Source organism: Listeria rocourtiae subsp. hofi, from assembly GCF_963575615.1.
Classification (GTDB): Bacteria; Bacillota; Bacilli; order Lactobacillales; family Listeriaceae; genus Listeria_A; species Listeria_A hofi.
Genome location: NZ_CAUYTL010000031.1, coordinates 1 through 19,354, shown reverse-complemented (window position 1 = coordinate 19,354; position 19,354 = coordinate 1). Strand labels below are relative to the sequence as shown.

At 41.3% G+C, this 19,354-nt stretch carries 16 protein-coding genes, 1 tRNA gene and 1 pseudogene; 12 read left to right on the top strand and 6 right to left on the bottom strand.

Translation table 11 applies throughout. From position 1 onward, the window contains the following. Window positions 1-9: 9 nt before the first annotated feature. Together pheT and R8925_RS12405 are read left to right on the top strand one after the other, a co-directional pair. A complete protein-coding gene (pheT, locus tag R8925_RS12410; protein WP_430536151.1) occupies window positions 10-2,418 on the top strand; it encodes a phenylalanine--tRNA ligase subunit beta in 2,409 nt (802 codons plus the stop codon). A 271-nt stretch (window positions 2,419-2,689) separates the two neighbouring features. Next, window positions 2,690-3,364, top strand: coding sequence for a uracil-DNA glycosylase (locus R8925_RS12405; RefSeq protein ID WP_430536150.1), 675 nt, complete (start codon window positions 2,690-2,692; stop codon window positions 3,362-3,364). 55 nt (window positions 3,365-3,419) lie between these two features. Here the strand turns inward: R8925_RS12405 and rnhC are convergent, their stop codons facing one another. After that, complete coding sequence (rnhC, locus tag R8925_RS12400) at window positions 3,420-4,346, bottom strand: ribonuclease HIII (protein WP_430536172.1); 927 nt, start codon at window positions 4,344-4,346, stop codon at window positions 3,420-3,422. Window positions 4,347-4,533: 187 nt separating this feature from the next. Between rnhC and zapA the strand changes: the two genes are divergently transcribed. The 8 genes and pseudogenes from zapA to R8925_RS12360 all read left to right on the top strand — a co-directional run bounded on the left by zapA (window position 4,534) and on the right by R8925_RS12360 (window position 14,497). Further along, a complete protein-coding gene (gene zapA, locus R8925_RS12395; RefSeq protein ID WP_036072802.1) occupies window positions 4,534-4,800 on the top strand; it encodes a cell division protein ZapA in 267 nt (88 codons plus the stop codon). Further along, window positions 4,801-5,343, top strand: a complete 543-nt coding sequence (locus R8925_RS12390) for a CvpA family protein (protein WP_430536149.1) — start codon at window positions 4,801-4,803, stop codon at window positions 5,341-5,343. It abuts the gene before it with no gap. Between the two features lie 70 nt (window positions 5,344-5,413). Beyond that, the gene (gene polX / locus R8925_RS12385) at window positions 5,414-7,129 is read left to right on the top strand and encodes a DNA polymerase/3'-5' exonuclease PolX (protein ID WP_430536148.1); all 1,716 of its coding nucleotides are present in this window, start codon (window positions 5,414-5,416) and stop codon (window positions 7,127-7,129) included. A 29-nt stretch (window positions 7,130-7,158) separates the two neighbouring features. Then, the gene (locus R8925_RS12380) at window positions 7,159-9,516 is read left to right on the top strand and encodes an endonuclease MutS2 (RefSeq protein ID WP_430536147.1); all 2,358 of its coding nucleotides are present in this window, start codon (window positions 7,159-7,161) and stop codon (window positions 9,514-9,516) included. Window positions 9,517-9,593: 77 nt separating this feature from the next. Next, complete coding sequence (gene trxA, locus R8925_RS12375; protein WP_036072803.1) at window positions 9,594-9,908, top strand: thioredoxin; 315 nt, start codon at window positions 9,594-9,596, stop codon at window positions 9,906-9,908. Window positions 9,909-10,098: 190 nt separating this feature from the next. Beyond that, window positions 10,099-11,898 (top strand): excinuclease ABC subunit UvrC, encoded by a 1,800-nt coding sequence (uvrC, locus tag R8925_RS12370; RefSeq protein WP_430536171.1) that lies wholly within the window; start codon window positions 10,099-10,101, stop codon window positions 11,896-11,898. 15 nt (window positions 11,899-11,913) lie between these two features. Then, a pseudogene (locus R8925_RS12365) lies at window positions 11,914-13,125 on the top strand (aspartate kinase); the annotation flags it as partial. Between the two features lie 841 nt (window positions 13,126-13,966). After that, window positions 13,967-14,497 carry a hypothetical protein gene (locus R8925_RS12360; protein WP_430536146.1) on the top strand — a complete coding sequence of 177 codons (531 nt, stop codon included), beginning with the start codon at window positions 13,967-13,969 and terminating at the stop codon, window positions 14,495-14,497. A 539-nt stretch (window positions 14,498-15,036) separates the two neighbouring features. Here R8925_RS12360 and R8925_RS12355 read toward each other — a convergent pair. From R8925_RS12355 to racE, 5 genes are all read right to left on the bottom strand, one after another. Beyond that, window positions 15,037-15,110 (bottom strand) — tRNA-Arg (locus tag R8925_RS12355). 144 nt (window positions 15,111-15,254) lie between these two features. After that, a complete protein-coding gene (locus tag R8925_RS12350) occupies window positions 15,255-15,779 on the bottom strand; it encodes a metallophosphoesterase (protein ID WP_036074015.1) in 525 nt (174 codons plus the stop codon). A 32-nt stretch (window positions 15,780-15,811) separates the two neighbouring features. Next, window positions 15,812-16,417 carry an XTP/dITP diphosphatase gene (locus R8925_RS12345; protein WP_430536145.1) on the bottom strand — a complete coding sequence of 202 codons (606 nt, stop codon included), beginning with the start codon at window positions 16,415-16,417 and terminating at the stop codon, window positions 15,812-15,814. After that, window positions 16,414-17,163, bottom strand: coding sequence for a ribonuclease PH (gene rph, locus R8925_RS12340; protein WP_430536144.1), 750 nt, complete (start codon window positions 17,161-17,163; stop codon window positions 16,414-16,416). The genes R8925_RS12345 and rph overlap by 4 nt, the downstream gene beginning before the upstream one ends. Further along, complete coding sequence (gene racE / locus R8925_RS12335; RefSeq protein ID WP_430536143.1) at window positions 17,163-17,969, bottom strand: glutamate racemase; 807 nt, start codon at window positions 17,967-17,969, stop codon at window positions 17,163-17,165. The genes rph and racE overlap by 1 nt, the downstream gene beginning before the upstream one ends. A gap of 205 nt (window positions 17,970-18,174) precedes the next feature. On the opposite strand from racE, the gene R8925_RS12330 reads away from it, so the two are divergent. Next, window positions 18,175-18,630 carry a YslB family protein gene (locus R8925_RS12330; protein WP_430536142.1) on the top strand — a complete coding sequence of 152 codons (456 nt, stop codon included), beginning with the start codon at window positions 18,175-18,177 and terminating at the stop codon, window positions 18,628-18,630. A 120-nt stretch (window positions 18,631-18,750) separates the two neighbouring features. Then, window positions 18,751-19,233, top strand: a complete 483-nt coding sequence (gene ybaK / locus R8925_RS12325) for a Cys-tRNA(Pro) deacylase (RefSeq protein WP_430536141.1) — start codon at window positions 18,751-18,753, stop codon at window positions 19,231-19,233. Window positions 19,234-19,354: the final 121 nt, after the last annotated feature.

The following is a 19,354-nucleotide window of genomic DNA, read 5'->3' as shown; positions in this document are numbered from 1 at the left end:
CGAAAAAGCATGTTAGTATCATATCAATGGGTAAAAGAATATTTTCCAAATCTAGCAGTTTCAGCAGAAGAGCTAGGTGAGCGCATTACGCGTGGTGGGATTGAAATAGAAGGCGTGGAACATTTAAATGCGGACATCACGAATATCGTAGTCGGTGAAGTTATCACATGCGAAAAACATCCAAACGCGGATACACTCAATAAATGTACGGTCAATGTCGGTGAAGTAGAACCGATTCAAATTATCTGTGGCGCTCCAAATGTTGCAAAAGGCCAAAAGGTGATTGTTGCTCGTGTGGGTGCCAAATTACCAGGTGGCATGAAAATTAAACGCGCGAAATTACGCGGTGAAGTGTCTGAGGGCATGATTTGTTCCCTTCAAGAACTAGGATTTGAAGGGAAAACTATTCCGAAAGCAGTTGCAGATGGTATTTTTGTATTGCCAGCAGAGGTTCAAGTTGGCGCAGATGCAACAGTATTACTCGGCTTGGATGATGCGATTTTAGATATGGCGATTACACCAAACCGAGCGGATGCATTAAGCATGACGGGCGTTGCATATGAAGTTGGTGCGATTGTAGACCAAAAGCCAGTATTTGATGAGATTTCAGAACTAGCAACACAAGGTGATGTTTCGGATTATGTTCAAGTGAGCGTGAAGGATGCAGAAACGACGCCATTTTACGGGATGCAAGTGATAAAGGATGTCGTAGTTGGTGAATCACCGCTATGGCTCCAAACTAAGCTAATGAAAGCTGGTATTCGTCCGCATAATAACGTAGTTGACGTGACGAACTACATTTGCTTGAAATATGGTCAACCACTTCACGCATTTGACTATGAACGACTTGGCAGCAAAGAAATTCTTGTTCGTCTAGCTATGAATGATGAAGAAATCGTAACATTGGATGGAGAAACGCGTAAATTAAATGAAGGCTATGCAGTGATTACAAATGGTGAGACTCCGATTGCAATCGCAGGTGTGATGGGCGGCGAAACATCAGAAGTTATCGATACAACAACGACTGTTGCTCTAGAAGGTGCCATTTTTAGTAGTAGTTATGTTGGGCGTGTGTCTCGTGAACTTAATTTGAGAACAGAAGCGAGCATTCGTTATGATAAAGGTAGCGACGCTTGGAAAGTGGAAAAAGCCTTGCAACACGGTGCTACACTGATTACTGAACTTGCGGGTGGAACGCTCGTTGGCGGTATGGCAAAAGTCGATAATCGCACGAAAACAGAAAATATTATTAAGACAACGTTGACGAGGATTAATCGAGTATTAGGAACCGAAATTAGTTCAAACGAAGTGCATAATATTTTCGCAAAATTACAGTTTGATTTAGTGGCAGACGGCGATGCATTAGCGATTACCATCCCGCCACGTCGCTGGGATATTCTGATCGAAGCGGATATTTTTGAAGAAGTAGCACGTATTTATGGCTATGACAAAATCCCGTCGACATTGCCTAGCAGTGTTTCAGCAGGGCACCTAACAGTCGATCAAGCAGCTAAAAGAACGATTCGTCGCTATCTAGAAGGTGCTGGACTAAACCAAGCGTTGACGTATTCTTTAACGACCGAGCAAGCCGCAACAAAGTTAGCTCTTACAGAAGAAAAAGCCGTTTCGCTCTCTATGCCGATGAGTGAAGAACACAGCCATTTGCGAACTAGCATTGTGCCACAACTCCTAAAAGCAGCCAGTTATAATGTAGCTCGCAAAAATAGCAATGTTGCGCTATACGAATTAGGTACGGTTTTCTATGCCACACAAGGCGATAATTTACCGCTTGAAACCGAACATTTAGCAGGGCTTATCACAGGAAGCTGGTACGAAACAAATTGGCAAAAACAAGACAAGAAAGTTGACTTCTTCCTATTAAAAGGTATGATCGAGGGAGTTGTTGCCAAACTGGGATTAGAAGAAGCTTTAGATTGGAAGCAAGCAGAAAAACAAGATTTGCATCCAGGAAGAACTGCATCCATCTGGCTAGCAGGAAAAGAAATCGGCTATCTCGCCCAAGTTCATCCATCACTTGCTTCTGAGCTGGATTTGAAAGAAACATACGTATTCGAATTGGATGCCACACAATTGCTAGCAGCACCGAAAAAAGCTGTAGCGTATCATACGATTCCAAGATTCCCAAGCATGGCACGTGATATCGCTTTACTAGTAAATAAAGAAGTGAGTCAAGCAGCACTAGAAAATGAAATCAAAGCCCAAGCCGGCAAACTTCTAACTGATATTCAGCTTTTCGACATTTTTGAAGGCGAAAAATTGGGCGCAGATAAGAAATCGATGGCTTACACACTCACGTTCCTCGATCCAGAACGAACATTGACAGATGAGGAAGTAACAAAAGCCAATCAAGCCATTGTAACAGCGCTTGAGACAAAATTTGATGCGGTTATTCGCTAATAGAAAAACCTCATGCAGACTTTCGTTTAGTAAGTCATAAAGAAAAAACTCATCGATTTGTAACTGTTCTTCTATCCATAATAAAATAGAGGAATAAGTTTTAGGTCGATGAGTTATTGAGGTTTCGTAAACATGTTGGCTAAAAAGAAGTCGCGCCAATTTCAATTTCTTATCTAGAGGCTAAATCTTTAAATAAAAATTTTGAAAACGGTTCATTTATTTGCGTGATACATGTATAATTGTGGTATCAAGAATAAGCGGGAGGAACACTATGATTCAATTAGGAAATGATTGGGACATGCTTTTACAAGAAGAATTTACAAAAGATTATTATTTGAAGCTACGTGAATTTTTAAAAGTCGAATACGGGAATCAGCAAGTTTATCCTGATATGTATGATATTTTCAATGCACTGAAATATACGGCTTTTAAAGATGTAAAAGTTGTGATTCTAGGGCAGGATCCGTACCATGGAGCGGGGCAGGCGCACGGGATGTCTTTTTCTGTGAAGCCAGGTGTTAGAACGCCTCCATCGCTTGTTAATATGTATAAGGAACTGGCGAGTGATTTGGGTTTGGAGATTCCGAATAATGGCTATTTATTACCTTGGGCCGAGCAAGGCGTATTACTGCTGAACACTGTTTTGACAGTTAGGGAAGGAAAGCCGAATTCACATGCAAAACAAGGCTGGGAAATGCTAACGGACACGATTATTTCGTTGCTTGGACAAAAAGAGGAGCCAGTCGTCTTTTTGTTGTGGGGGAACAACGCCAAGTCAAAGCAAGTATTGTTACGGAATCCGAATCATCTAATTTTAACAACGGTTCATCCGAGCCCGCTATCAGCAAATCGTGGTTTTATGGGATGTCGGCATTTTTCGCAAACGAATCAATATTTAAAAGACAACGATGTAGCGCCGATAAATTGGCAGATTCCAAACATATAAAAGACGATATTCTCGCCTCAAAATGTAGGTGAAAATATCGTTTTTAGTCCGTAGTTTAGCTTCTATGTGATAAATTACGAGCTTTATCAGTATTTGCAAAGTGCCATTTCGTGTAGTGTTGGAGTGTCGCTTCTCCTTTTGTATCTATAATATCAGCAGCTACTTGATCAACTTTTGAACTCGCTCCTTTTGGAATAGTTAACCCGAGTTCTTTCTCCATTTCATGAAAAGCTTCGACAAAACGTGATCTGGCTATGATGGATGCAGCTGCAACCGAGAGATGTAGGCTCTCTGCTTTCGTTGCAAAGAAAACATCTTCACGAACGACGGAAGCTTCTTTAGCGAGGTAATGATAATAGGTGTTTTTTTCAGCGAATTGATCGATTAGAATCGCATCAGGCTTGATAGGTGCTATTTTTTTGAGAACATTTTCTAAAGCGCGATTATGCAGGATTGCTTTCATTTGTCCTTGGTTCATTCCTTTTGCCTGCAGTTCGTTGTATTTAGGATTGGGTAATAATAGGAGGCTGTGAGGGATGATAGGGATAATTTTTTTAGCAATCTCACAAATTTCTGGATCAGTCATAGCTTTGGAATCTTTGACACCGAGCTGTTTTAGAAGTGGCATCATGGCTTGGTCTACATAACATGCGGCGACGATCATCGGGCCGAAATAGTCGCCGGTTCCCACTTCATCGGATCCAGCAACATTTTTGGATGCGAAACCTGGAGGCAGAGTGGAAGAGCTTACTTTTGTTGACTTCGTTTTTGGTGTTGTTGCCGTGCCCCATTTCGCGGCTTCTTGTTCTCCTTTTGCCCCTTGGAACATGACTTTGCCAGATTTATAAGCGGTGATAGAAAGCCCTGTTTTTTTGACAGCAAAAATTGCTCCAGGTGGTATTTTGTCGGACATATGTGATAAATAAGCGCTTTGCATGGCTTCGATCTGTTTTGGTGTTGCTTGGATAACAGTATTTGCGATTGGAATCATCTTCTTTCTTTAGGTTCATCGCTTTTAATTTTACCATAATTCACGAGATTGTTTCATACTTAAGGCTGAAATCGTTCTGAATTAGAACATTTGTGCTTTTCTTCGTTTACAATTCATGATAAGATGGGGTACAAGTAGGATAAATGTGTGCGCAGGAAATGAATGAGGAGGAAAACAGATGGCGGATAATACTAGAAATAAACTGACAACAACTATATACGGAAGAGAATATACCATTGTTGGTGTTGAATCTACTGAACATCTTCGTTTAGTCGCACGTCTAGTGGATGAGAAGATGCATGAGATTGGTGCACAGAATCGTTCTTTAGATAGTGGAAGGCTAGCTGTTTTGACTGCCGTTAATGCCACGCACGATTATCTGAAATTAGAGCAAAAATACCAAGAGTTGGAGAAAGAGCTGGCTCGGATTAAAGGACGCGAATAAATGGTTTTAAATGTTATTATACTCATCTTATTAATTGGTGGATTTTTCAATGGTTATCGTAATGGTGTTTTACGACAGCTAATTATTACGATTGGTTATTTATTGAGCTTTTTTGTAGCATATAAGTATTATGAAGCGTTAGCACCGCATATTACATTTATTCCATATCCTGAATTGGATAAGTCGAATGATTTTTATGCGTTACTTGAAACGCTTCACACAGAAAATGCGTATTACAATAGTATTGCCTTCTTGATGATTTTTCTAGTGGCAACGATTGTTGTGCATATGATTGCTTCCTTGTTTAAAGGTGTCACCAATGTACCGGTTTTACGGCAGGTAAATGGTTTGATTGGTGCTGCATTAGGAGTTTTACAAACGTATTTGATTGTTTTCTTGATTTTATACGTTGGTGCTATTTTCCCAGCAGAGTGGGCACAAAATGCGATTTCTGGCTCATCTGTGGCAGAATGGATTTTGAAAAACACGCCATTATTGTCCGACGCATTCTACAAATGGATGACGGGGATATTACCGAAATAGTTTTATAGATGTCAGCGAAAAGCTGGGGCTGCTCAGTTCCAGCTTTTCTGCTTTTTAAGGGGAGTGATGAATGATGAATAAAAAGAAAATTATTGATTTACTAGAAACGATTGCGTTATATATGGAACTAAAAGGTGAGAATCCTTTCAAAATATCGGCATTTCGAAAGGCGGCACTAGCATTAGAGCAGGATGAGCGCAGTTTGTCGGAAATAGATGACTTTACTAAGATTAGCGGAATCGGTAAATCAACAGCTGTTATTATTCAAGCATTTTTAGAAACGGGTGAATCAGAGGAGCTGGAAGCGCTGAAAAAAGAGGTTCCTGAAGGTTTGGTTCCACTTCTAAAAGTACCTGGTCTTGGCGGAAAAAAGTTATCTCGACTGTATCAAGAGTTGGGAGTTGTAGATCGAGATTCGCTACTTGCTAAGGCGGCTGATGGTAGCATATCAGCATTGAAAGGTTTTGGTCAGAAATCTGTTGATAAGATGGTGGAGGCGGTTCAGGAAATGGGAGAACGCCCTGATCGTTATCCGCTAAATGATGTGTTACCGATTGCGAAAAGTTTAGAAGCTTATTTGGCTGGAATTCCTGAAATTGTACGCTTCTCACATGCGGGCAGCTTTAGAAGATTGCGGGAAACTGTGAAGGATTTGGATTTTGTTATTGCAACAGATCAACCAGACTTGGTAGCCGAACAACTTTTAGCGATTAAGACGATTGATCAAGTGATTGCCGCTGGAGATACGAAAGTTTCGGTGGATCTGGTTGATGGGATTAAGATTTCTGTAGATTTCCGAATGGTTACACCAGCCGAGTTTGTTAGTACATTGCACCATTTTACGGGTTCAAAAAATCATAATATCCGGATGCGTCAAATTGCCAAGCAACAGGCAGAGAAAATTAATGAATATGGCGTGGAGGATGAAAATGGAAATGTGAAGCAATTTGAGACGGAGGAGGCCTTTTTTGCTCATTTTACTATTCCGTTTTTGCCACCTGAAGTACGGCGTGATGGTACGGAGATTGATCGAATTAAGGCAGATACAGCGTTTGTTCAACTTGAGGATATAAAAGGAGATCTGCATATGCATACTACTTGGTCAGATGGCGCGTATTCGTTGCCCGAAATGATTGAGGCGTGTATTGCGAAGGGCTATGAGTATATGGTGATAACGGATCACGGGCAGTTTTTAAGAGTCGCTAATGGGTTGACGGAAGAGCGTATTCGCAAGCAACAAACTGAGATTAGAGCTTATAATGAGAAGTATGCGGAAATTGAGATTTTGTCAGGAATTGAAATGGATATATTGCCAGACGGATCACTTGATTTTGAGGATGATTTACTGAAAGATTTGGATTTCGTGATTGCTTCCATTCATTCTAGCTTTTCGCAAACAGAGGAGGAAATCATGAACCGCCTGCAAGTAGCTTGTGAAAATCCTTATGTGCACCTGATAGCGCATCCAACAGGTCGAGTCATCGGTCGTCGTGATCCATATAACGTGAATGTGGAGCAGTTGATTCAAATGGCAGCGAAAACTGGTACGGCGCTCGAGCTCAATGCGAATCCGCAACGTTTAGATTTGACTGCGAAATATTTGGAACTTGCTACAGAACATGGGGTGCGGGTAGCGATAAATACAGATGCGCATGATACGCAACATTTGGATTTCATGGAGATTGGCGTTCGGGCGGCAACGAAAGGTTGGTTGAGTAAAGAGAATGTACTAAATACGATGGGAAAAGAAGATTTTCTCGCGTTTATTAAAAATAATCGTCCGTAAGTGAAGGACGTTAACTGGGGCTAAATATTATGAGTAAAAAAGTAGAAACGATTTTAGAGTTCGATAAAATAAAGCAGCAACTTCTCGAATTTGCTTCTTCTGCGTTGGGTGAAGCAGCGATCCGAGCGTTAGAGCCGACTTCGGATATCGACAAAGTGAAGTTAGCGCAACGGGAAACCGAGGAAGGTGCGAAAGTTATTCGGTTACGTGGGGCTGCGCCGATATCTGGTATTTATGATGTGGCTGGACATATGAAACGCCTTGAAATTGGCGGTGATTTGAGTGGTTTGGAGCTTTATCAAACCGGTAGCAATCTCCGCGTGAGTCGTTTGATGAAGCAATTTATCGATGGTCTTGTGGAACAAGGTGTTGAGCTAGAATTGCTGGATGAGTTAGCTAGTAAGCTTGTGCCAATGCGCGATACGGAGGACACGATTGCTCTCACGGTTGATGAGGCTGGTGAAATTTTAGATACGGCGAGTGAAGCTTTACGAAATATTCGTCAGACGTTGCGTCGTACGGAAGGTCGTGTACGCGAGCGCTTGGAGCAGTATTTGCGTGATAAGAATGCTTCAAAAATGTTGAGTGATACGGTTATTACAATTCGAAATGACCGCTATGTTTTACCAGTAAGACATGAATATAAAGGGCATTACGGCGGAATTGTCCACGATCAATCAGCTTCAGGCCAAACGCTATTTATTGAGCCGCAAAGCGTTGTAGACATGAATAATGAACGCCGCACATTACAAGCAAAAGAAAAGCAAGAAATCGAGCGTATTTTAGCAGAAGTTTCGGCTGTTTTAGCAGAATTCATTTCAGAAATTAGGCAAAATACGTATGTGCTCGCGCGATTTGATTTTATTTTTGCGAAGGCTAGGTTTGGGAAATCGATGAAAGGAATTACACCACAAATAAATCAAGATGGGGTTGTGAGATTGTTTAGTGCGCGTCATCCATTGCTTGACCCTGCAACGGTTGTTAGCAATGATATCTTGCTTGGCGGTGATTACCGTGCGATGCTAATTACTGGACCAAATACGGGTGGAAAGACGATTACGCTAAAAACACTTGGACTATTGACATTGATGGCACAAGCTGGTTTGCAGATCCCTGCGGAGGAAGAGTCAGAGCTTGCTGTGTTCTCTCACGTTTTCGCGGATATTGGTGATGAGCAGTCAATTGAGCAGAGTTTGAGTACGTTTTCTTCTCATATGACGAATATTGTTTCGATTCTTGATAAAATGGATGCAGATTCCTTGATTCTTTTTGATGAGCTGGGGGCTGGGACGGATCCGCAAGAAGGAGCGGCGCTTGCCATTGCGATTCTTGATGCGGTAGCTGCGAAACAAGCTAGCGTAGTGGCTACAACACACTATCCGGAGCTAAAAGCATATGGATATAATCGGGAATTTGCGACAAATGCATCGGTGGAATTTGATGTGGAAACACTTAGCCCGACGTATCGTTTATTGATAGGTGTTCCTGGTCGCAGTAACGCTTTTGCAATCTCGCGCCGTCTTGGGTTGAATGAGGCGGTTATTGAGGACGCTAGAAGCTTGGTAGATACGGAGAGCGCAGACTTGAATGACATGATTTCGAGTTTAGAAGAAAAACGTAAAGCGGCAGAATTGGAATACGAAGAAGCGTATCAAATGAGCCGTGATGCAGAAAAATTACAAAAGGACCTCCAAAAAGAGATTATTGCTTACCACGACCAAAAAGATAAATTGATGGAAAAAGCAAGCGAAAAAGCAGCTAATGTCATCGAAAAAGCAGAAGTTGAGGCAGAGGAAATCATCCAAGAATTACGGAAAATGCAACTTCAAGGTGCAGCAGGCCTTAAAGAACATGAGCTAATCGAGATGCGAAGCCGTTTAAACCAGGTGAAGCCAAAAACAATTCAGAAAAAAGTAGTGCATGATGTTCCTAAAGTCGCGCATAAATTTGCTCAAGGTGACCAAGTCCGAATTTTATCATTAGGGCAAAAAGGAGTACTTTTAAACCGAGTGAATAGTAAAGAATGGAATGCGCAAATTGGGATTATCAAGACGAAAGTAAAAGAAGCGGATCTAGAGTATATGAAACCGGAACAACCGAAAAAATTGCGTCACGTAACTACGGTGAAAAGTGATAATTCGGTTACAAGAACGGAATTGGACTTGCGAGGTGTTCGCTACGAAGACGCGTTACAACAAGTGGATAAGTATATCGACGCTGCATTACTTGCTGGCTATCACCAAGTTAGTATTATTCATGGGAAAGGCACAGGAGCGTTGCGGCAAGGCGTTACAGAATTCTTGAAGCATCATCGAATGGTTAAATCAATTCGATTCGGTGCAGCAGCAGAAGGTGGAAATGGAGTAACGATTGCCGAGTTGAAGTAAGATTTGAGCAGATTATTGGCTCCATACACAAACGGAATGCTATACTAGCGTTACAATATGTGTAAGGAGGTAGAGAAATGGCTATTCAAGAAATTACAGATGCAGAATTCGAAAAAGAAACAAGCGAAGGTCTAGTGCTTACTGATTTCTGGGCGACTTGGTGTGGTCCTTGCCGTATGGTTGCGCCAGTTTTAGAAGAAATTGACGCGGAACAAGGTGATAAATTAAAAATCGTTAAAATGGACGTGGATGCGAACCAAGAAACACCAGGTAAATTTGGTGTAATGAGTATCCCGACATTACTAATTAAGAAAGACGGCGAAGTGGTTGATACGATTATCGGCTATCGTCCAAAAGAAGAATTAGATGAAGTTTTAGCGAAATACCTATAGCATTTTCAAAAAGCTGGTTAAAGTGAGGAGGAACATGATTTAGTTTCTGTTTCCTTCTCATTTTTCCTAGCTTTTTTTGTTGCAACAAAGCCGTTTTATGCTACACTGAAAGAGGAAGATAATTGGACTATAGAAGCAGGAAAAAACGCTTGCTATGGTATTTTTCGCTGATAGATTGGGGTGGTGAATGATGACGACAGAACATATCCGAAATAAGCTTGCCTTGTTGCCTGATCAGCCTGGTTGTTATTTGATGAAAGACCAGCAGGGCACAATTATTTATGTCGGCAAAGCGAAAATTTTGAAGAATCGTGTGCGCTCTTATTTCACTGGATCGCATGACGGTAAGACGCAACGTTTGGTGCAAGAAATTCGTGATTTTGAATACATTGTGACATCCTCGAACGTGGAGGCCCTGTTACTCGAAATAAATTTAATTAAAAAGCATGATCCGCGCTATAATATTATGCTAAAAGATGACAAGACTTACCCTTTCATTAAAATAACAAACGAGACACATCCGCGATTAATTATTACACGGAAAGTGAAACGTGACAAAGGGAAGTATTTTGGCCCGTATCCGAATGTTTACGCGGCGAATGAGACGAAGAAAATTTTAGATCGGCTTTATCCATTACGCAAATGTACGACGATGCCGAGTAAAGTTTGTCTGTACTATCATCTGGGACAATGCCTGGCACCGTGTGTGTTTAAGGTGGAGCAGGATACGTATAAAACGATGACGGATGAGATTGTACAGTTTTTAAATGGTGGTTACAAAGAAGTGAAGCAAGATTTAATGGCGCGAATGCAAGAGGCTGCAGAATCGATGGAGTTTGAAAAAGCAGCGGAATATCGTGATCAAATTACGGCGATTGAAACGACGATGGAGAAACAAAAAATGACGATGAATGACTTTGTGGATCGCGATGTATTCGGCTATGCGATTGATAAAGGCTGGATGTGCGTGCAAGTTTTCTTTATTCGGCAGGGGAAATTGATTGAACGCGATGTTTCCCAATTTCCATTTTATAGTGATGCAGATGAGGATTTCCTAACATTTATCGGACAGTTTTATCAGAAAACGAATCATATACCACCGCAGGAAATTTTTCTGCCGGATGACGTGGATGAAGAGGCGATTCAGGCGCTGTTGCCAAATACGAAGATTCTCGTTCCGAAGCGCGGCAATAAGAAGGACCTTGTGAAACTAGCTTATAAAAACGCTAAAATTGCGCTAAATGAGAAATTTTTACTACTTGAGCGCAATGAAGAGCGAACAGTCGGTGCTACAGAAAGACTTGGAGAAGCGATGGGAATTCCAACACCAAACCGAATCGAAGCGTTTGACAACTCGAATATTCATGGTACAGACCCAGTTTCTGCGATGATTACGTTTCTTGACGGCCGTCCGAGTAAGAACGATTACCGCAAATACAAAATCAAAACGGTTGTAGGTCCAGATGATTATGCAACGATGCGTGAAGTAGTGAGACGTCGTTATTGGCGCGTACTTAAAGAAGGCTTACCGCTTCCAGATCTCATTTTGATTGATGGAGGAAAAGGGCAAATTGACAGCGCAAAAGATGTGCTAGTAAATGAATTGGGGCTTGATATTCCGGTCGCTGGTCTTGCCAAAGATAGCAAACACAAAACGAGTCAGCTCCTATTTGGCGATCCACTAGCAGTTGTTCAGCTTCACCGAAATAGCCAAGAATTTTACCTCCTCCAACGAATTCAAGATGAGGTCCATCGCTTCGCTATCACATTCCACCGCCAACTACGAAGCAAAACGGGTTTCCAATCCTTACTCGATGGCATTCCAGGCGTTGGGCCAGGTCGCAAAAAAGCGATTTTGAAACATTTTGGCTCTATGAAAAAACTAAAAGTAGCGTCTGTTGCAGAAATAAAAGAAGCAGGCGTACCGATAGCTGTGGCAGAAGCAGTCCACGCAAAATTTGCAAAAATGAATGAAGAAAAACCGAAATAGGAGGGATATTTTTTTGGCAGAGTAGTTTTAAAATTCGGCGGTACCTCGGTAGGCGCCATTGAAAAAATAAAAAAAACAGCAGACCAAGCTATTCGCGAATTTGAAAAAGGCAATCAAGTTATTGTGGTTGTTTCGGCGATGGGCAAGTCTACAGATCGGCTAGTTGATATGGCGCTTGAAATCAGTGAGCATCCAAGTAAGCGCGAAATGGACATGCTGCTTTCTACCGGAGAACAGATCACGATTTCCTTACTTTCGATGGCAATTCACGAGAAAAATTATGAGGCAGTATCTTACACAGGCTGGCAAGCTGGAATCACGACCGAGCCAGTTGCGAGTAATGCTCGAATTCTAGATATTGATACCGAAATGATTCAAACCGCACTGGACAAAGGACGAATCGTTATTGTTGCAGGATTCCAAGGTGTCAGTGGGGAGGGCGAAATTACAACGCTAGGAAGAGGCGGATCAGATACGACGGCCGTGGCACTTGCCGCCGCGTTAGAAGCGGATAAATGCAGTATATGCACCGATGTCGTTGGCGTTTTTACAACAGACCCGCGCTACGTTAAAAATGCGCGTAAGCTGAGCCAAGTAACATATGATGAAATGCTTGAACTGGCGAATCTTGGAGCCGGCGTTTTGCATCCAAGAGCAGTGGAATACGCGAAAAACTACCGCATTCCGCTTGAAGTCCGAGCGAGCCATGAAATCGAAGCAGGAACGATGATTGAGGAGGAAATGACCGTGGAAAATACGAAAGTCGTGCGAGGAATCGCATTTGAAGATAAAATTACCCGCGTGACAATTCATTGGGATAAGAAAGAAAACATGCGCGTATCAAAAGTTTTTACAACGCTCGCAGATCACAATATTGATGTAGATATTATCATTCAAGGAATCACGGGACTGGGCCACGGAAACCTTTCCTTCACAATTAAAACAAAAGCGCTCCTTGAGACATTAGCCGTATTAGAAGAGCATCAGGAAGCACTACAATACGCTAAGTTGGAATCCGAACAAAACTTAGCCAAAGTGTCGATTGTTGGATCAGGCATGGTATCCAACCCAGGTGTTGCGGCGCACATGTTCGAAGCGCTGACGGATAATGATGTAGCAATCAAGATGATTAGTACATCGGAAATCAAAGTTTCAACAGTGGTAGATGAGAAGAAAATGATTAAAGCAGCTCAAGTACTGCATGATCGATTTGAGTTGGAGGATTAAAAATAGAAATAGGGTTTAGTGCATAACCCAAATAAATCAGCTACAAGCGCTCGATTTGTGTCAAGCAAGATTCACATCCTACTCGAAAAAAAGGACTTGTGGTATTTATGTGAAAGTGGTTTTTGCTCCGGCCTCATTTTTGAAAATCATTCACATACAAAAAACGCTCTCCATTTTAGGAAGAAGCGTTTTTTTGTGATCTGATGTTGTTAGGAGGCAGTCGCCAAGTTAGACTAATACACTCTACATCAATTTTTCATTACGCTCTGAGAGGGATTCGTCGGCAAATTAATAAGAAGGCGTTGACAACTGTCGTTGGACAAACGCGTACGGCAAAGCCTGCTGAGATCTCACTATCAGCGATTATCAAATGCATATACAAAAAAGCTACATGAGCGCCACAGGACTTACTTATCTGGATAAGGATTTATGTGTGATTGTCGTCCACGAACGTCAGTGATAACACGTTGCTTATACGACTTAAAGATACAGGCACTTTAAGGATGATTATAAATACTTTATGGAAAATCGCGAGGAGATGGGCTCAAGAGTGTATGAATAATCCGCTTGACGAAGAAAGCCGCGTATTCGATCCCGAATAATTTATGTATTATTTCGAAAACGATTTGAATGCAAGGAGTTGAACCTTCAGTCTGACGCCATATAGCTCTTACGCAAAAAAACTCACTCTAACGGTTACGTGGTTTTTTGGTGCGTCAGCCTATCGTAGCGCCCTTACAAAAATGTACGTTAAAACTTACATCCATGTCACTTCGGAAAAATAATTTTATGTTATAATCGACACCTAAAAAAGAAAATAGAAAATGGAGGTAAGAGCTGTATGAAAAAAATTAGTTTAGTTATTGTTGCCACATTGTTACTGGTGACTGCAATGTTCCATGGAGAATCTGCAAACGCTGCTGAAAATCAAACAGTGAAAAATGGTACGTATTTTGTCAAACCTAAGTTAAATCCAAATTTAGTTGTAAATACTCGATTTCAACTTGGACAAAAAAATCCTACGACTGAAATTAACTACTACGAATTTTTCTATGTTGCCTCAAAAAACGCCTATGTGATAAATATAATTCCTCCTATTGGTTACAGTGCTCAATGGACCGGAGAAGTTGGTGTCGGAAATCTGCAATGGGAAGGACAAGAAACCAACCTTGATGATAAAATGCTCTGGACTTTAGAAGATACAGGCTCCGGAAACTTTATTTTCCACAATAAAAAGAATTCTAATATGGTATGGGATGTGCATAATGCTTCGGCCGCCGTTGGAAATCCAATTAAAGTAGAGCAATTACACCCTGCGTCTAGCCAATTCCGAAACGCTCAATTATTCCAACTGGAGGAAATTCACCCATAATAAAATGAATGAAGTAAAAACCCCTTGCGCTACGATAGGCAGGGGGCTTAGTTAGGTTTAATTTATCTATTTCGTTCATAAAATCGTAAAAAACGACGCTAACATGAATTATTAGTAGCAAATTTTTCATGTTAGCAGGATTCACGAGTTCAACGAAGTACCAGAGCCTAGATTTTCTATCACGACTTCCGACATATTTTTAAACGATTTTACGAGAGTATTCCAACTAGAAGGGTCGAGTTCGCATCTGTATCAAAGGCGGACGACAATAAAGAGCAAACAGGCGCGGAAGTGCTCATAGACATGGCGCTTAGATTCGTAGTCTATGCGGTTATTATCTTAGTGATTATAGCCTTGCTTCGCTGTTTGTTTGACGTTTCATATACAACAAAAAAACCATTCCCTACATCATGCAGGAAATGGTTTTTTATTTCGCTATGCTATCATTACGAGTAAGGGGAATGTGCGGAAAACGTACAAGTTCGAATACCGTTCATGCAACACTACACTCTAAATAGCTATATAACAACATTTTATTACGTCCTGAGAGGGATTCGAACCCCCGACCGACGGCTTAGAAGGCCGTTGCTCTATCCAGCTGAGCTATCAGGACACGCTATACAATTTTCACAGCCAAGTATCATTCTATGATTTTTTCAGAGATTTGTCAATGGTTTTATCGAATTTATTTAAAAATATTCATATATCTGCAAGTTTATCCATTTTTATGCGATAACGACCTTACCCGCTGGAAAAACTAGTTGTTCTTCACGAGCGGGAATGTTTGTGTTAAATCTGTTAATTCGACATCATCAATTGTCATAAAACGAATTTTTACACCGTCATCAGTTGCGTCAATCAATGCATAGGTTTTTTCGTGAACGCGTCCTCTTGGAAGTGAAATACTCCCTGGATTTAAAATAATCGTATTATCCAACATATCTACGCCAAGCTCATGAGAATGACCAAAGAAAGCGAAATCAGCATTCAATTCACGCGCGCGGTAACGCACATTCATCAATGTCATCTTAATGTTATACAAATGACCATGTGTTGTGAAAATCCGGTATCCATCGACAACACCGACCCAGTCATTAGGATAGTCTGAACCAAAATCACAGTTTCCCCGAACTGTATGGAACCCTTGCATTGCAGCATCGTCTTTCTCGAGTTCAGAATCGCCACAATGAATCATCGCGTCAACTTTTCCTTCATATTTTTCTTTCAAATGGATGAGACAGTCGCGTTCATGATGACTGTCACTGACTACTAGTAATTTCAAATTATTCTCCCCCATCTTTAATCACTTTCTTATTATACAATCTTTTCAAGCAGTTGGTCTATATTTTTTGCAATTTTTTCTAAAGCTTTTGCACGGTGACTAATTTTGTTCTTCTGTTCTGCGCTAATTTCTGCCATCGATTGGTCGAACTCCTCTAAATAGAAGAGGGGATCATAGCCAAAACCGTTTACTCCTTGTGGTGCAGTCAATATCTTTCCGGCGCATTCGCCAGTGAAAAATTCTGATGGTGAACCAGGGAACGCGATCGCAAGGGTGCAATGAAACTTCGCTTGGCGTGACTCATCTGGTACATCTGTAAGCTCTCTCAATAGCTTTTCGTTATTATCTGCATCATTGTGTTGATTTCCTGCATAACGAGCAGAATAAACGCCTGGCGCGCCGTCTAAGGCCTCTACAATCAATCCAGAGTCATCGCCAATCACAACTTGTCCAATCTGCTCAGCGACTGTTTCTGCCTTTAGTGCCGCGTTCTCAGCAAAAGTCGTACCCGTTTCGTCAATTTCTCCAATCTCTGGAAAGTCGGCTAATGTCAAAATTTCAATACCGTACGCTCCAAAAAGTTTTTCGAATTCGCGGGCTTTACCGACATTGTTTGTAGCGATAACAAGTTTTTTCATTTTACAGCGCCTCCAATCAAGCTGGCTGTCACACCAAGAATGTCTTTTTGTAAAGCGACCAATTCTTGAATCCCTTTTTTACCTAAAATCAAAAGCTCGCTTAATTCTTGCTCTGAGAAAGTGGCTTCCTCACCAGTTCCTTGCAATTCAACAAAACGTCCAGCGCCAGTCATTACTAAGTTCATATCCACCGCAGCAGCACTATCTTCTACATAATTCAAATCAAGCGCTACGTTTCCGTTTTCAAGTAGACCAACGCTCGTTGCGGCTAGGAAATCATGCACGGGAAATTTTGCGAAAGGAGTAGTATCATGCAATTTAGCAATCGCGATTACCATCGCCACAAACGCCCCCGTAATGGAAGCTGTTCTTGTCCCGCCATCTGCTTGAATTACATCACAATCCAACCAAATTGTCCGTTCGCCAAGCGCATCCAAATCAACGACAGCGCGCAAAGAACGCCCAATTAGACGTTGAATTTCCATCGTTCGCCCAGTCACTTTTCCTTTCGAAGACTCACGGATATTTCGACGTTCCGTTGCGCGAGGTAACATGGCATATTCTGCTGAAACCCAGCCACGTCCTTCACCACGCATGAAAGGGGGGACGCGATCTTCCACAGAAGCCGAACAAATCACTTTCGTATCACCAACCGTAATTAAAATCGAGCCTTCTGGATGTTTTATGTACCCAGGAATCATCTCTATTTGACGTAATTCATCCTTTTGCCTACCATCTAATCTCATTACGATACACCTCCGAGTTTAATATGCTCCACTTGCATATCTGGAACATCAAGCCAATCTTGTGCAATATCTTGAAAAATGGAAACGGAACCAGTTGTGAAAAAACGATGATTCACACCAATTTCATCATGATCTAGTAAATTGTGATAATCTAACAAGGCGCTAACTTCACTCGCTGTTTCCTCTCCGGAATTAATAACTGCCACACTAGAACCCATAAAATTCTCAATCAATGTTTTGAGCAACGGATAATGCGTACAGCCAAGTATGATTGTGTCTATTTTAGTGCTTTTAAGAGGAAGTAGGGACTCTGCCACGATTTTTTTAGCAATCGCGCTTTTGTACTCACGGCTTTCCACAACGGACACAAACTTAGGACACGCCAGTGAATCTACCTCCACACGCCGGTTTAACCCCTTTAAAGCTTTAGGATACGCCATACTTTGTACCGTTCCAATTGTACCTAGAACACCAATCCGATTATTTTGTGTTGCTTTTAAAGCAGCGCGAGAACCAGGCTGAATAACACCGATTACTGGAATATCTAATTTTGCGCGAATATCTGCCAAAGCCGCTGCCGTCGCTGTATTACAAGCGATAACAAGCATTTTTATATTGCGATCTACGAGGAAATTTGTCATTTCCCAAGTAAACTGATTTACTTCTTGACTGTCACGCGGGCCATAAGGGCAACGTGCGGTGTCACCTAAATAATATATTTGCTCGTGGGGCAACTGTTTGAGAACTTCCTTGACAACCGTCAGTCCACCAACGCCCGAATCAATAAAACCGATTGCTCTTTTCACACGTCTCGCCTCAATTTCTATTATTTCGTCTTCCTACTAAGTATACTACAAATTCAGATTATACTCTCCATTTTCTTATTTTTTCGCTGTTTTCGCAAGTTTTTTGATGATTTTATAGTTTTTTTACGAATTTTGCAGGTTGATGTTTCTATTTTGCGGGTTTTCTGGTTATAATTAAGAAGGAGAAGAAAGCGGGGTACTATTAATGGCAGAAAATAATGAAATTGTAAATGAAAAAATGATACCGGTTTTTGGATATGAATTAATTCGCGATACACTATTGCCGAATGTGCTAGGTGAGGAAACACCACACATCCTATACTGGGCAGGAAAAGAACTCGCGCGTAAATATCCACTCGAAACGCTAGATGAGCTAACAGACTTTTTCCAACAAGCATCGTTTGGTGATTTAGAAGTTATCAGTGAGAAAAAAGATGAAATGCATCTTTTGTTGAGCGGTGAAATGACAGCGCTCCGGTTGAACAATGATGGTAACGTAACGTTCAAACTGGAAGCAGGGTTTATCGCAGAACAAGTGCAACACCAAAAGCAATTATACTCAGAAAGTTATGAGGAAGTAGATAAACGCAAGAAAACCGTGAAAATCATCGTGAAATGGGATCGTAAAGAAAGTGTTTCGGATGAAGAAATCGTTAGCTAAGACTTGTATTTAAATCCTTCCTAATTTTAGGAAGCAAAGAAACCGTCCTACCCGAAAATAACGGTAGGGCGGTTTTATCCTAGTCAGAATGATGTCGATTTTTTATGGAGGAATTAAGAGATGAAAATACAAAAAACAAACGTTGGTAGAATCTTAGATCAGCGGAAAATAAAATATGAGCTCTATCAAATTCCATTCCAAGATAAACATATAGATGCAGTTACAGTGGCAATAGACTTAGGTTTGCCACCGGAAATAATCTATAAAACCCTCGTGACAAAAGGAGACAAAACTGGTGTTGTCGTGGCATGCATTCCAGGAAATCAAGAGCTTGATTTGAAGTTGTTAGCCAAGGTAAGCCAAAATAAAAAAATGGAAATGCTACCGATAAAGGATTTAGAAAACGTCACAGGTTACATACGCGGTGGTTGCTCGCCAATCGGTATGAAGAAACAATTTCCTACGTTTATCGCAAATTTAGCTGAATCACAAGAAACAATTCTAATATCAGCTGGTAAAAGAGGGTTTCAAGTCGAGGTGAACCCGCAAGCTTTAGCGCAAGTTGTACAGGCGCAGTTTGTTTCCATCAGTCGAAATATGTAGACAAAAAAAGATTCGAGTCAATAAGACTCAAATCTTTTTCAATGAAGGAGGAAGAGGGATTCGAACCCCCGCGCGGTCTTACCCGCCTGTCGGTTTTCAAGACCGATCCCTTCAGCCAAAC

Coding starts and splice junctions, on each gene's coding strand:
- pheT (WP_430536151.1), top strand. CDS start 10: ATGTTAGTATCATATCAATGGGTAAAAGAATATTTTCCAAATCTAGCA.
- R8925_RS12405 (WP_430536150.1), top strand. CDS start 2,690: ATGATTCAATTAGGAAATGATTGGGACATGCTTTTACAAGAAGAATTT.
- zapA (WP_036072802.1), top strand. CDS start 4,534: ATGGCGGATAATACTAGAAATAAACTGACAACAACTATATACGGAAGA.
- R8925_RS12390 (WP_430536149.1), top strand. CDS start 4,801: ATGGTTTTAAATGTTATTATACTCATCTTATTAATTGGTGGATTTTTC.
- polX (WP_430536148.1), top strand. CDS start 5,414: ATGATGAATAAAAAGAAAATTATTGATTTACTAGAAACGATTGCGTTA.
- R8925_RS12380 (WP_430536147.1), top strand. CDS start 7,159: ATGAGTAAAAAAGTAGAAACGATTTTAGAGTTCGATAAAATAAAGCAG.
- trxA (WP_036072803.1), top strand. CDS start 9,594: ATGGCTATTCAAGAAATTACAGATGCAGAATTCGAAAAAGAAACAAGC.
- uvrC (WP_430536171.1), top strand. CDS start 10,099: ATGACGACAGAACATATCCGAAATAAGCTTGCCTTGTTGCCTGATCAG.
- R8925_RS12360 (WP_430536146.1), top strand. CDS start 13,967: ATGAAAAAAATTAGTTTAGTTATTGTTGCCACATTGTTACTGGTGACT.
- R8925_RS12345 (WP_430536145.1), bottom strand. CDS start 16,417: ATGAAAAAACTTGTTATCGCTACAAACAATGTCGGTAAAGCCCGCGAA.
- rph (WP_430536144.1), bottom strand. CDS start 17,163: ATGAGATTAGATGGTAGGCAAAAGGATGAATTACGTCAAATAGAGATG.
- R8925_RS12330 (WP_430536142.1), top strand. CDS start 18,175: ATGGCAGAAAATAATGAAATTGTAAATGAAAAAATGATACCGGTTTTT.
- ybaK (WP_430536141.1), top strand. CDS start 18,751: ATGAAAATACAAAAAACAAACGTTGGTAGAATCTTAGATCAGCGGAAA.